At 68.7% G+C, this 12,686-nt stretch carries 15 protein-coding genes; 11 read left to right on the top strand and 4 right to left on the bottom strand.

Annotation, left to right across the window (positions count from 1 at the left end; all coding sequences use genetic code 11):
- The coding region (locus tag QM569_RS07370; RefSeq protein ID WP_414986582.1) for an AMP-binding protein at positions 1-804 on the top strand (804 nt) is incomplete at its 5' end.
- Between the two features lie 16 nt (positions 805-820).
- Here the strand turns inward: QM569_RS07370 and QM569_RS07365 are convergent.
- The 3 genes from QM569_RS07365 to QM569_RS07355 all read right to left on the bottom strand — a co-directional run bounded on the left by QM569_RS07365 (position 821) and on the right by QM569_RS07355 (position 3,051).
- Positions 821-1,051, bottom strand: coding sequence for a pilus assembly protein HicB (locus QM569_RS07365; protein WP_414986581.1), 231 nt, complete (start codon positions 1,049-1,051; stop codon positions 821-823).
- A gap of 12 nt (positions 1,052-1,063) precedes the next feature.
- Positions 1,064-1,504 carry a putative toxin-antitoxin system toxin component, PIN family gene (locus QM569_RS07360; protein WP_414986580.1) on the bottom strand — a complete coding sequence of 147 codons (441 nt, stop codon included), beginning with the start codon at positions 1,502-1,504 and terminating at the stop codon, positions 1,064-1,066.
- Positions 1,505-1,620: 116 nt separating this feature from the next.
- A complete protein-coding gene (locus QM569_RS07355; RefSeq protein WP_414986579.1) occupies positions 1,621-3,051 on the bottom strand; it encodes an MFS transporter in 1,431 nt (476 codons plus the stop codon).
- A gap of 67 nt (positions 3,052-3,118) precedes the next feature.
- Here QM569_RS07355 and QM569_RS07350 point away from each other — a divergent pair, with 67 nt between their 5' ends.
- The 10 genes from QM569_RS07350 (at position 3,119) to QM569_RS07305 (ending at position 11,930) form a co-directional block, all read left to right on the top strand.
- On the top strand, positions 3,119-4,018 hold the full coding sequence (locus QM569_RS07350; RefSeq protein ID WP_414986578.1) for a LysR family transcriptional regulator: 900 nt from the start codon (positions 3,119-3,121) through the stop codon (positions 4,016-4,018).
- A gap of 137 nt (positions 4,019-4,155) precedes the next feature.
- Positions 4,156-6,441: a heavy metal translocating P-type ATPase gene (locus QM569_RS07345; RefSeq protein ID WP_414986577.1), complete on the top strand. Its 2,286-nt coding sequence runs from the start codon at positions 4,156-4,158 to the stop codon at positions 6,439-6,441.
- Positions 6,441-6,578 (top strand): cbb3-type cytochrome oxidase assembly protein CcoS, encoded by a 138-nt coding sequence (ccoS, locus tag QM569_RS07340; protein WP_414986576.1) that lies wholly within the window; start codon positions 6,441-6,443, stop codon positions 6,576-6,578. Before QM569_RS07345 ends, ccoS begins: the two co-directional genes overlap by 1 nt.
- Before the next feature lie 66 nt (positions 6,579-6,644).
- Entirely contained in the window at positions 6,645-8,084 is a 1,440-nt protein-coding gene (gene ccoN, locus QM569_RS07335; protein WP_414986575.1) for a cytochrome-c oxidase, cbb3-type subunit I, read from the top strand.
- Positions 8,085-8,100: 16 nt separating this feature from the next.
- On the top strand, positions 8,101-8,730 hold the full coding sequence (gene ccoO, locus QM569_RS07330; RefSeq protein WP_414986574.1) for a cytochrome-c oxidase, cbb3-type subunit II: 630 nt from the start codon (positions 8,101-8,103) through the stop codon (positions 8,728-8,730).
- A gap of 16 nt (positions 8,731-8,746) precedes the next feature.
- A complete protein-coding gene (locus tag QM569_RS07325) occupies positions 8,747-8,884 on the top strand; it encodes a cbb3-type cytochrome oxidase subunit 3 (protein WP_414986573.1) in 138 nt (45 codons plus the stop codon).
- A gap of 24 nt (positions 8,885-8,908) precedes the next feature.
- The gene (ccoP, locus tag QM569_RS07320; protein WP_414986572.1) at positions 8,909-9,820 is read left to right on the top strand and encodes a cytochrome-c oxidase, cbb3-type subunit III; all 912 of its coding nucleotides are present in this window, start codon (positions 8,909-8,911) and stop codon (positions 9,818-9,820) included.
- 21 nt (positions 9,821-9,841) lie between these two features.
- Entirely contained in the window at positions 9,842-11,284 is a 1,443-nt protein-coding gene (ccoG, locus tag QM569_RS07315; RefSeq protein WP_414986571.1) for a cytochrome c oxidase accessory protein CcoG, read from the top strand.
- Positions 11,285-11,323: 39 nt separating this feature from the next.
- Positions 11,324-11,602 (top strand): FixH family protein, encoded by a 279-nt coding sequence (locus tag QM569_RS07310; protein ID WP_414986570.1) that lies wholly within the window; start codon positions 11,324-11,326, stop codon positions 11,600-11,602.
- A gap of 40 nt (positions 11,603-11,642) precedes the next feature.
- A complete protein-coding gene (locus QM569_RS07305; protein ID WP_414986569.1) occupies positions 11,643-11,930 on the top strand; it encodes a hypothetical protein in 288 nt (95 codons plus the stop codon).
- 10 nt (positions 11,931-11,940) lie between these two features.
- On the opposite strand, the gene fnr is transcribed toward QM569_RS07305, so the two are convergent.
- On the bottom strand, positions 11,941-12,660 hold the full coding sequence (gene fnr, locus QM569_RS07300; RefSeq protein ID WP_414986568.1) for a fumarate/nitrate reduction transcriptional regulator Fnr: 720 nt from the start codon (positions 12,658-12,660) through the stop codon (positions 11,941-11,943).
- Positions 12,661-12,686 lie beyond the last annotated feature (26 nt).

The following is a 12,686-nucleotide window of genomic DNA, read 5'->3' as shown; positions in this document are numbered from 1 at the left end:
GTCTTCATGGGCGTGCCCACGCTCTACGTGCGCATGCTGGCCGAGCCCGCGCTCACCAAAGCCGCCGCGAGCCACATGCGCCTGTTCATCGCCGGATCGGCGCCGCTGCTCATCGAGACCTTCAAGGAATGGCAGGACCGCACCGGCCACACCATCCTGGAGCGCTACGGCATGAGCGAAACCATCATGCTCACCAGCAACCCCTACGCGGCCGATGCGCGCTACGGCGGGCAGAGCGAGCGGCGCGGCAGCACCGTAGGCTTTCCGCTGCCGGGCGTGGGCCTGCGCGTGGTTCAGGATGAGGGCAAGGAAGTGCCCGCGGGCGAGATCGGCGGCATCCAGGTGCGCGGCCCCAACGTGTTCAAGGGCTACTGGCGCATGCCCGAGAAGACGGCAGAAGAATTTACCGCCGACGGCTGGTTCAAGACCGGCGACGTGGGCAAGATCGACGAGCGCGGCTACGTGAGCATCGTGGGCCGCAGCAAGGACCTCATCATCAGCGGCGGCTACAACGTCTATCCCGCCGAGATCGAGGGCTACATCAACGAGATGCCCGGCGTGGCCGAAAGCGCCCTGGTGGGAGTGCCCCACCCCGACTTCGGCGAGGTGGGCGTGGCCGTGGTCATCCCCAAGCCCGGCGCACAGATTGACGGCGACGCGATCGTCGCCACCCTCAAGAGCCAGCTTGCCAACTTCAAGATCCCCAAGCGCTGTTTCGTCACCGCCGAGCTGCCGCGCAACACCATGGGCAAGGTGCAGAAGAACCTGCTGCGGGATCAGTACAAGGGGTTGTTCACCGCTTGAAGCCAGCAGGGGCGCTTCATTGCTCCTGCGGTACGGGGTTGTTGCCCACCTTGTCCCACGCGGCCTGCGCCTTGGCCGGATCCGCCGTGGCGGCGCGGCGCTCGAAGAAAGCGGCGGTTTCCAGCGCGCTCACTTTTTCTGCGATGGCGGTGACGAAAAACTGGTTCATGGTGGTGCTGTCCTCGGCCGCCAACCGGCGCGCGGCTTCCTTCAGCGATTCGGGCAGGCGCAGGGCGTAGTGGCTCATGGGGTGCTCCTTTCAGGATTTGTGCGCGCGGATTCGTTCCAGCGCCTCGGGCGGCGCCAGCACCGGCAGGCCGAAGCGGGCGGCTGGCGAGAAGTCGCGCCGGTTGTAGGTAACCAGCGCATCGGCAGCGGCGTTGACGGCCGCTTCCAGCACCATTTCGTCGACCGGGTCGCTCAACTGGGGGCGCCAGCGGTAGTGCAGGTTGACGGGCTCCAGCAGCCCCGCCAGTTCAGCCAGCACGGCGTCCACGTCCGCCGCCGACCAGCCGGACACCGCCCGCTGCTCGGGGCGCTTGAGCACGGCTTCGTATTCCAGGAACAGCGGCGGGCTGCAGCACATGTGAGCCTGCCCTTGCCGAATGGCCTGCATCAGCGCAAAAGCGCTGCCGCCTCGGTTGCGCGAAGCCGCCACGAGCACGTTCGTGTCGAGAACGAAGCGCGGGATGTATCGCATATCACTGATGATATATCCATCCTCGCCATGGCGCAGCATGTGTGGATGGAAAAAGTTGGGGCGAAATCCGTATCCAGCGCTTGTCCAATCGGCGCAAATAGCTACATTTTTGATAGTTAATTTGCTTCCCGCGCCATCAACCACCGGCTCGCCACCCCCGCCAGCAGCGCTGCCGCTCCGGCGCACACAAACACCGCCTGCAGCCCGTGCGCCATCGCAGTGCGCACGGCGTCCGGCGCGCCGTGCCCGGCCAGGCCCGCCAGCTCGTCAGTCATGCGCTGCGCCAGCAGCGCCGCCATCAGCGCCACGCCCGCGCTGCCGCCCAGGCTGCGCAGCATGACGGGCGTGGCCGTGGCGATGCCCATGAGCTGCGGCGGCGCGGCGCGCTGCGACACCACGGTGACGATGGGGAACAGCAACCCCAGCCCCACGCCCGCGGGCAGCAGGCAGGCCGACAGCAGCACGGCCGAATCCGGCGCCCATGCCAGCACCATGCTCAGCGCCGCGAACGACAGCGCCAGCAGCCCGCTGCCCACGCCCGCCAGCCGCCGCGCGGGCACCTGCGCACGCAGCAGCTTGCCGCTGGCGATGGCTGCGAAGGTGATGCCCGCCATCAGCGGCAGCAGGTGCCAGGCCGATGCCGTGGGCGACAGGTGCAGCATGGTCTGCAGGTACTGCGGCACGAACACCACGGCCGCATACATCGCCACCCCCGAACACAGCCCGATGGTGGCCGCCGCCACGTAGGCCGGGTGGCCGAACAGGCGCGGCGGCACCAGCGGGTGCGCGGCGCGCAGCTGGCGCCAGACGAAGGCGATGGCCGCCTTGGCGGCGATGAGCAGCAGCATGCCCAGGGTGAGCGCGGCGGGCAGTTGCAGCTTGCCGTGCTGCGTGGCCAGCAGCGCGGCCACCAGCGCCACGGCCAGGGCCGCCGCGCCCCACCAGTCGATGGGCGCGGCCTGGCGCACCGGCAGCGGCAGCGTGCGCGCCAGTACGCCCCAGGCCAGCAGGGCCAGGGGCGCGTTGATCCAGAACGCCCAATGCCATGACAGGTGTTCCACCAGCCAGCCGCCCAGCAGCGGGCCGAACATGGTGGCGATGCCGTAGCTCGCGCCCAGCAGCGACTGGAAGCGGGGGCGCTGGGCTTGGGGGAACAGGCTGGCCACCGTCAGCATGGTCAGCGTCAGCAGCCCGCCGCCGCCCGCGCCCTGCAGTGCCCGGGCCATGACCAGTTGCGCCCGGCTCTGGCTCGCGCCGCAGGCCAGCGAGCCCAGCAGGAACAGGCCGATTGCCAGCAGCAGCATGGGCTTGCGGCCCCACACGTCGGCCAGGCGGCCGTAGAGCGCGACCACCACCGTGGCCGCCAGCAGGTAGGCCGAGAACACCCAGGCCAGCGGTGTGCCGCCTGGCAGGTCGTGCGCGATGGCGGGCAGGGCGGTGGACAGGATGGTCTGGTCCAGCGCGGCCAGCACCAGCATCAAGGCCAGCATGGCGAAGGCGTACAGGGGTTGGCGGGAAAAAGGGGAGGAGGGGGTTGAGGTGGTCATGTCCGGCAGTGTTGGCCGGACTTATCTATCTGTACAGTGCAATGTTTGGAAGCCAAACTTGCACGTGATGAAACAATACGACCTGAACCTGCTGCGCGCGCTGGATGCCTTGCTCGCCACCGGCAGCGTGACGGCAGCCGCCGAGCGCATGCACCTGAGCACGCCCGCCATGAGCCACACGCTGGCCCGCCTGCGCGAGGTGTTCGGCGACCCGCTGCTGGTGCGCGCGGGCCGCCGCCTGGCCGCCACGCCGCGTGCCCAAGAGCTGGCCGAGCCGGTGCGCCAGTTGCTGGCGCAGGCCGATGCGCTGCGTGCGCAGGCCGATCCGAACGACCTGACCGCCGTGCAGCGGCGCTTCGTGATCCGGGCGGCCGAGGGCGTGCTGCTGGGCTACGGCGTGGAGATTGCCAGGCAATTGGCGCAGCGCATGCCGCTGTCCAGCCTGCAAGTGCTGCCCGAGAACCACCATGACCCCGCGGGCCTGCGCGAAGGCCGCATCGACCTGGATCTGGGATCGGGGCACCGGCAGGACCCGGAGCTGGTGGTGCGTCCGCTCCCCGACCGCAATCTGCTGGGCGTGGTGGCGGCTGGCCATGCGCTGGCGCGCGGGCGGGTGACGGCGCAGCGCTTCGCCGCCGCCCGCCACGTGGAAGTGGCGACGCTGCCGGGCGAGGAACTGGCCGTGGACGCGGCGCTGGCGGCGCGCGGCCTGCGCCGCCACATCGCCCTGGTGGTGCCTAGCGCCGTCGCGGCGCTGCTGGTCTGCGCCCGCCTGGACCTGGTGGCCTGCGCGCCCGAGCGCACCGCGCGCGCCATGGGCGCCGCCCTGGGGCTGCACGTCTTCGCGCTACCGCTGCCCTTGCCCGCCGTGCCGCTGCGGCTGGCCTGGCACCCGCGCCAGGACGCCGACCCCGCGCACCGCTGGCTGCGCGAGACGCTGCTGGCGGTGATGGAGGAGCGCGGTTGAGGAATATGAGTCAAATTGGCCTTTAGCGCTTATTGGATAAGCGCTGATAGCTATCAAAACAAGAGTAATTGCAGCACCGGCACGGGCGCTTGATTTAGGTCAAGGCAGGGGGCGGTTTCGGGGAATAGGCTCGAACCATGTCAATGAACACCCCCGCCACGCTGCTGGACGACCCCGAGGAATGGCCGTCTTTTGGCCGCCCCTGCGGCGGCGCGGGCGCGCAGGCGGTGGCCTGGGACTCGCAGATCGTCCTGGAAGGCATGCACTGCGCGGCCTGCGCCCTCACCATCGAAGACGCCCTGCGCGCCGTACCCGGCGTGGAGCGGGCCGAGGTCAGCGCCGCCACGCGCCGCGCCCGCGTGGTGTGGCGCCCGGGCCAGGTGTACCCGTCGCAGTGGATGGACGCCGTGCGCCGCGCGGGCTACCGCGCCATGCCTGCGATGGACGCCCTGGCCCGCGCGCAGCGCCAGCGCGAGAGCCGCCGCGCCCTGTGGCGCTGGCTGGTGGCGGGCTTTTGCATGATGCAGGTGATGATGTACGCATGGCCCGCCTACGTGGCCCTGCCGGGCGACCTGAGCGGCGAGATGGAGCGGCTGCTGCGCTGGGCCTCGTGGGTCATCACGCTGCCGGTCATGATCTTCTCGTGCGGGCCGTTCTTCAGCAGCGCGCTGCGCGACGTGTACCTGGCCCGCGTCAGCATGGACCTGCCCGTGGCTCTGGGCATGGCGATCACCTTCGTGGTCAGCACGGCGGGCACCTTCGACCCCACGGGCATCTTCGGCAAGGAGGTCTATTACGACTCGCTGACCATGTTCGTGTTCTTTTTGCTCACCGGGCGCTGGCTGGAACTGCGCCTGCGCGACCGCACCGCAGGCGCGCTGGAAGCGGTGATGAACCGCCTGCCCGACAGCGTGGAGCGGCGCGGCGCCGATGGCCGCTTCACCCGCGTGGCGACGCGCCGCCTGGTGGCGGGCGACACCATCCGCGTGCTGCCGGGCGAGGCGTTCCCGGCGGACGGGCGCATCACCCAGGGCGGCACGCATGCCGACGAGGCGCTGCTCACCGGCGAATCCACCCCCGTGGCGCGCCCCGAGGGCAGCCGCGTCACGGCGGGCAGCTACAACCTGCAGTCGCCGGTGGAGGTGCAGGTGGAAGGCACGGGCGCCGAAACCCGCTTCGCGCAGATCGTCGCGCTGATGGAAAGCGCCTCGCTGCAAAAGCCCCGCCTCGCGCAACTGGCGGACCGCATGGCCCGGCCCTTCCTGGTGGCCGTGCTGCTGGCCGCCGTGCTGGCCGCCGCATGGTGGTGGCCCACCGACCCGGGGCACGCGCTGATGGTGGGCGTGGCCGTGCTCATCGTCACCTGCCCCTGCGCGCTGTCGCTGGCCACGCCCGTCGCCATGCTCACGGCTGCGGGCACGCTGGCGCGCCACGGCGTGCTGGTGCGCAACCTGCAGGGGCTGGAGGTGCTGGCCGCCGTGGACACGGTGGTGTTCGACAAGACCGGCACGCTGACGCGCGACGGCATGGCGCTGAAGGCCGTCCATGGGGCGGACAGGGACGCCTTGTCCCTCGCGGCGGCGCTGGCGCGCCATTCCATGCACCCCGCCTCGCGCGCGCTGGCGGCGGCCTATGCGGACGACGGGCGCTGGGCCGTGAGCGATCTGCGGGAGGAAGTCGGGCAGGGCCTGAGCGCCACCGCGCGGAAAGGCTGCGGCGCAGCGCGGCGCGTGCGCCTGGGCTCCGCCGCGCACGCGGGCGTGGCGGCGCCGAGCGGTGCCTCGGACGACGCGTCGGTATTGCAAGTGGCGCTGTCCGAGCAACTGCCCGGCGGGCGCAGCGTGGAGCTGGCCCGGTTCGACCTGACGGAAGACCTGCGCGCCGAGGCCCCGGCCACGGTGCGGGCGCTGCAGCGGCAGGGCGTGGCTGTGCAACTGCTCTCGGGCGACCGCACCGGCGCCGTGCGGCGCGTGGCCGCGCAGGCGGGCATTGCCGACGCGCGCGGCGAATGCACGCCCCAGGGCAAGCTGGCCGCGCTGCAGGCGCTGCAATCCACGGGGCGCCGCGTCGCCATGGTGGGCGACGGCCTGAACGACGGGCCGGTGCTGGCGGGCGCTCACGTGTCCTTCGCCTTGGGCCGCGCCGTGCCCCTGGCGCAGTCGCGCGCCGACTTCGTGGTGCTGGGCGACAGCCTGGCGCTGGTGCCGCAGACGCTGCTGCTGGCGCGCCGCACGCTGCGCGTGGTGCGCCAGAACCTCTGCTGGGCGGCGCTCTACAACGCGCTGTGCGTGCCGCTGGCCGTCGCGGGTTGGATGCCCGCCTGGCTGGCGGGGCTGGGCATGGCGCTCAGCTCGCTGCTGGTGGTGCTCAACGCCGCCCGGCTGGCGCGCGGCCTGCCCGCACCCGCTGCGGAGGCCGCCTGATGGACATCCTGTACCTGCTGATCCCGCTGTCCGTGGTGCTGGTGCTGATGATCCTGGCGGGCCTGTGGTGGGCCGTGTACAGCGGCCAGTTCGAGAGCGTCGAACAGGAAGGCGAGCGAATTCTCAGGGACGATTGACTTGCGTCAATGACCTGCACCGCGCCTTGAAACAAACTGCGCCCAGTCTATAAAAAGAGGTGCCCGATGGATTCTGCAAAAACAGTGGCTGCGCACTACAACGACACGGTGGTGCGGCAGTTTTCGATCATGGCCGTGGTCTGGGGGGTGGTTGGCATGCTGGTGGGTGTGTTCATCGCCGCCCAACTGGCGTGGCCCGAGCTGAACTTCGGCATTCCCTGGCTCGGCTACGGGCGCCTGCGGCCGCTGCACACCAACGCGGTGATCTTCGCCTTCGGCGGCTGCGCGCTGTTCGGCACCAGCTATTACGTGGTGCAGCGCACCTGCCAGACGCCCCTGTTCGCCGGGCCGCTGGCGGCGTTCACGTTCTGGGGCTGGCAGCTGGTCATCGTGGCGGCGGCCATCAGCCTGCCGCTGGGCTATACCTCTGGCAAGGAATACGCCGAGCTGGAATGGCCCATCGACATCCTGATCACGCTGGTATGGGTGTCCTACGCCGTCGTGTTCTTCGGCACCATAGCCCAGCGCAAGGTGCGGCACATCTATGTGGCCAACTGGTTCTTCGGCGCCTTCATCCTGGCCGTGGCGCTGCTGCACCTGGTCAACAGCGCGGCGGTTCCGGCGGGCCTGATGAAGAGCTATTCGGCCTACGCGGGCGTGCAGGACGCCATGGTGCAGTGGTGGTACGGCCACAACGCCGTGGGGTTCTTTTTGACGGCGGGCTTCCTGGGCATGATGTACTACTTCATCCCCAAGCAGGCAGGCCGCCCGGTCTATAGCTACCGCCTGTCCATCGTCCACTTCTGGGCGTTGATCTTCACGTACATGTGGGCGGGCCCGCACCACCTGCACTACACGGCGCTGCCCGACTGGACGCAGTCCGTGGGCATGGTGTTCTCGCTGATCCTGCTGGCGCCGAGCTGGGGCGGCATGATCAACGGCATCATGACCCTGTCGGGTGCATGGCACAAGCTGCGCGACGACCCCATCCTGCGCTTTTTGATCGTGTCGCTGTCGTTCTACGGCATGTCCACGTTCGAGGGTCCGATGATGTCCATCAAGACCGTCAACGCCCTGAGCCACTACACCGACTGGACCGTGGGCCACGTGCATTCGGGCGCCCTGGGCTGGGTGGGCCTGATCACCATGGGCTCGCTGTACTACCTGATCCCGCGCCTGTTCGACCGCGAAAAGATGCATTCGGTCAAGGCCATCGAGCTGCACTTCTGGCTCGCCACCCTTGGCATCGTGCTGTACATCGCCGCGATGTGGATTGCCGGGGTGATGCAGGGCCTGATGTGGCGCGCGGTCAACCCCGACGGAACGCTGACCTACACCTTCGCCGAGAGCGTGAAGGCGACCTACCCGTTCTACATGGTCCGCGTGGCGGGCGGACTGCTGTACCTGGGCGGCATGGTGCTGATGGCCTGGAACGTCTGGATGACCGCCATCGCGGGCCGCTCGATCAAGGTTCAGATCCCCGCCGCGCGTCCCGCACACGCCTGAGGTTCAAGGATTTTCCATGTCTGACCACAACACCACATCCACCGGTTTCACCCACGAGAAGGTGGAAACCAACAACTTCCTGATGATCGTGCTGATCGTGCTGGTCGTCGCCGTGGGCGGGCTGGCCGAGATCGTGCCGCTGTACTTCCAGCGCTCCACGACCGAGCCGGTCAAGGGCCTGCAGCCCTACACGGCGCTGCAATTGATGGGCCGCGACATCTATCTGCGCGAGGGCTGCTACGGCTGCCACTCGCAGATGATCCGCCCCTTCCGCGCCGAGACGCTGCGCTACGGCCACTACTCGGTGGCGGGCGAGTTCGTCTATGACCACCCCTTCCAGTGGGGCAGCAAGCGCACCGGCCCCGACCTGCACCGCGTGGGCGGCAAGTACAGCGACGAGTGGCACCGCATCCACCTGAACAACCCGCGCGACGTGGTGCCCGAGTCCAACATGCCCGCCTACCCCTGGCTGGAGAAGACCCCGGTGGACCCCGCCGACGTGGCGCCCCGCATGAAAGCCCTGCGCACCGTGGGCGTGCCCTACACCGAAGCGCAGATCGCGGGCGGGGCCGACGAGGTCAGGGGCAAGACCGAGATGGACGCCCTGGTCGCCTACCTGCAGGTCATGGGCCGCGCGCTCAAGTAAACGAGAGGAGCCGATCATGGACATCACCACCCTGCGCATCGCCGTCACGCTGCTGTCGATGGCGATCTTCGTGGGCATCTGCATCTGGGCCTGCGCGGGCCGCAACCAGCACCGCTTCGACGAGGCGGCCCGGCTGCCCTTCGAAGAAAACTGAACCCCACCACAACGAGAACAACCCATGAGTGATTTCACCAGCCAATTCTGGTCGCTCTACGTCATCGCCATCACCCTTGCGGGCATCGTCGGCTGCGCCGTCCTGCTGTGGGTGACGGCGCGCAAGAAAGTGGTGGCGACGAGCGAGAACACCACCGGCCACGTCTGGGACGAGGACCTGGTGGAGCTGAACAACCCCCTGCCGCGCTGGTGGATGTGGCTGTTCGTCATCACCCTCGTCTTCGCCCTGGGCTACCTGGCTGTGTATCCCGGCCTGGGGGCCTACCAGGGCAGGCTGGGCTGGTCGCAGCAAGCCGCCTACCAGGCCGAGGTGGCCAAGGCCCAGGCCGAGCTGGAGCCGCTGTACGCGCGTTTTGCCGCGATGACGGTGCAGCAGCGCGCCGCCGACCCGCAGGCCATGGCCATCGGCGAGCGCCTGTTCATGAACAACTGCGCGCAGTGCCACGGCTCCGACGCGCGCGGCAGCAAGGGCTTTCCCAACCTGGCCGACGGCGACTGGCTGCACGGCGGCACGCCCGAGAAGATCCACGAGACCATCGAGAAGGGCCGCATCGGCACCATGCCGCCCATGGCGGCGGCCGTGGGCTCGCCCGAGGACGTGCGCAACCTGTCGCACTACGTGCTGAGCCTGTCGGGCAGCCCGCACGACTCGCTGCGCGCGTCGCTGGGCAAGCCCAAGTTCGGTGCCTGCGCGGCCTGCCACGGCATGGACGGCAAGGGCAACCCGGCCCTGGGCGCGCCCAACCTGACGGACGACATCTGGCTGCATGGCTGGGGCGAGGCCGCCATCACCGCCATGATCAACAACGGCAAGACCAACGAAATGCCGGCCCAGTCCGAGAAGCTGACCGAGGCGCAGATCGGCGTGCTGACGGCCTACGTCTGGGGCCTGTCACAGCCCCGAGGGGCCCAGTAGCGCCGCAGATGGAGCCTCGCCATGCAGCCACGCGCAGAGATGCCCGCCAACAAAGTCATCCCGATCGCCCCGGTCGGGGAGACCTCGCAGGGCGAAATCGTCTCGATGTACGAGGCGCACAAAAAGATTTATCCGCGCTCCATCAGCGGTGTTTTCGCGCGCTGGCGCTGGGGGATGGTGGCCTTCACGCAACTGGTGTTCTACGGCCTGCCCTGGCTGGAATGGGGCCAGCGCCAGGCGCTGCTGTTCGACCTGGACGCGCGGCGCTTCTACATCTTCGGGCTGGTGCTGTACCCGCAGGACTTCATCTACCTCACGGGGCTGCTCATCGTCTCGGCCATGTCGCTGTTCCTGTTCACGGCGGTGGCGGGGCGGCTGTGGTGCGGGTTCTCGTGCCCGCAGACGGTCTATACCGAGATCTTCATGTGGATCGAGCACAGGATCGAGGGCGAGCGCAGCGCCCGCATCCGCCTGGACAAAGGGCCCTGGACGTTCGAGAAGCTCCGCAAGAAGTCGCTCAAGCAGCTCGTGTGGATAGCGGTCGCGCTGTGGACGGGCTTCACCTTCGTGGGCTACTTCGTGCCGATCCGCACGCTGGGCGGCGAGCTGCTGGCGCTGCACGGCGGCTGGCAGATTTTCTGGGTGCTGTTCTACGGCTTGGCCACCTACGGCAACGCGGGCTACATGCGCGAGCAGGTGTGCCTGCACATGTGCCCCTATGCGCGCTTCCAGAGCGCGATGTTCGACAGGGACACGCTCATCGTCACCTACGACCCCGAGCGCGGCGAGCAGCGCGGCCCGCGCAAGAAAGGCGTGGACTACAAGGCCGACGGCCTGGGCGACTGCATCGACTGCGGCCTGTGTGTGCAGGTCTGCCCCACGGGCATCGACATACGCGACGGCCTGCAGTACCAGTGCATAGGCTGCGGCCTGTGCGTGGACGCCTGCAACACCGTCATGGACAAGATGAAGTACCCCCGGGGGCTGATTCGTTTTTCCACCCAGAACGCGGTGGCCCGGCACTGGTCGCCCGCGCAGATGATGCGCCGCGTGGCGCGAGCGCGCGTGCTCATCTACGGCGCCGTGCTGGTGGCGCTGGCCGCCGCCATGGGGGCCAGCCTGTTCCTGCGCACGCCGTTCAAGGTGGACGTGGTGCGCGACCGCGCGGCACTCTCGCGCATCGTGGCCGGCGGCAGGCTGGAGAACGTCTATCGCCTGCAGATCATGAACGCCACCGAGTCCACCCAGCACTACCGCATCTCCGCCGAGGGTCTGGACGGGCTGGAGGTCGCGTCCGAGCCCGGCGTGGAGATCGGCGCGACCGACGCCCGCTGGGTGGCCGTGCGCCTGCAGATCCCCTATGGCTCCAGCCCGCCCGGCTCGCATGCGGTGCAGTTCCGCATCCAGTCGCTCGACCAGGGCAGCGAGGTGCGCGAGAAGTCCGTGTTCCTCGTGCCGCGCTGAACCATCCACGACCTGCCTTCCATCCAAGGAGCAAGAACCATGTCCTCTCCCGCCCCGGCCCCAGATGCCATTCGCCCCACACCCTGGTGGAAATTCGGCCACGTGTGGCTGGTGATCGCCGGGCCGGTCATCGTCATCGTCGCGGGGTTCGTGACCTTCGCCATTGCGGCACGCCAGAGCGACCCGGTGATCGCGCAAGACTATTACCGCCAGGGCATGGAGATCAACCAGAGCCTGCAGCACGCGCAACGCGGCATGGCGCCTGCGCTCAAGGCGCGCAACCACGCCGCCACGCCCGCCGGGGACCAGCCCCGTTGAACCAGACGGCAACAACAGGAAAGAAGACAGGAGACCCGCGATGTGGACCCGACGCCTGATGTGGATTGCCTGGCCCGCCTTTCTGGCAGCGGGCGTCATGGAGATGCTGGTTTTCGCCCTGGTGGACCCGCAGGACCTGCACTGGTTCGGCCAGCCGCTGGCGCTGTCGCGCAAAGGCGTCTATACGCTGGCGTTCTTCGCGTTCTGGGGCGTCACCATGGCGTCGAGCGCGCTGACCACGCTGCTGTCGCTGTCGCCGTTCGAGCTGAACCGCTGCCCCGTACACGAGGACGAGCTCGGCGGCTGCCGCAAGACCACGTGCTGCTGAAGGAGCGGGCTCAGTGGCACTGCTGGCTGTTGACGATGCGCTTGAGCGCGTCGGTATCGAGGATGCGCACGTGGCGCTGCCTGACCTCGACGATGCCGTCCTCGACGAACTTCGAGAACGTGCGGCTCACCGTTTCGAGCTTGAGGCCCAGGTAGCTGCCGATCTCCTCGCGCGTCATGCGCAGCACCAGCTCGGACTGCGAGAAGCCCCGCGCATGCAGGCGCTGCACCAGGTTCAGCAGGAAGGCGGCCAGGCGCTCCTCGGCGCGCATGCTGCCCAGCAGCAGCATCACGCCGTGCTCGCGCACGATCTCGCGGCTCATGATCTTGTGGACGTGGTGCTGCAGCGCGGTCACCTCGCGCGACAGCTCCTCGATGCGGTCGAAGGGCATGACGCAGACCTCGGCGTCCTCCAGCGCCACGGCGTCGCAGGTGTGGTGGTCGTTGACGATGCCGTCCAGGCCGATGATCTCGCCCGCCATCTGAAAGCCCGTGACCTGGTCGCGCCCGTCCTCGGTCGCCACGCAGGTCTTGAAGAAGCCCGTGCGGATGGCGTAGAGCGAGGTGAACGTCTCGCCGTTGCGAAACAGCGCGCCGCCGCGCTGGACCTTGCGGCGCGTGGCCACCACGTCGTCGATGCGCTGCAACTGCTCCGCATTCAGGCCGACGGGCATGCACAGCTCCCGCAGGTTGCAGTTGGAGCAGGCGACTTTCATGGTGAGCGGGTTCATAGGCATTCGAGGTAGGTGAGGGGCCA

The organism is Acidovorax sp. (assembly GCF_047607405.1).
Taxonomy (GTDB): domain Bacteria; phylum Pseudomonadota; class Gammaproteobacteria; order Burkholderiales; family Burkholderiaceae_C; genus Acidovorax.
The sequence above is the reverse complement of the archived record's forward strand: the minus strand, read 5'-3'. Positions and strand labels throughout refer to the sequence as shown.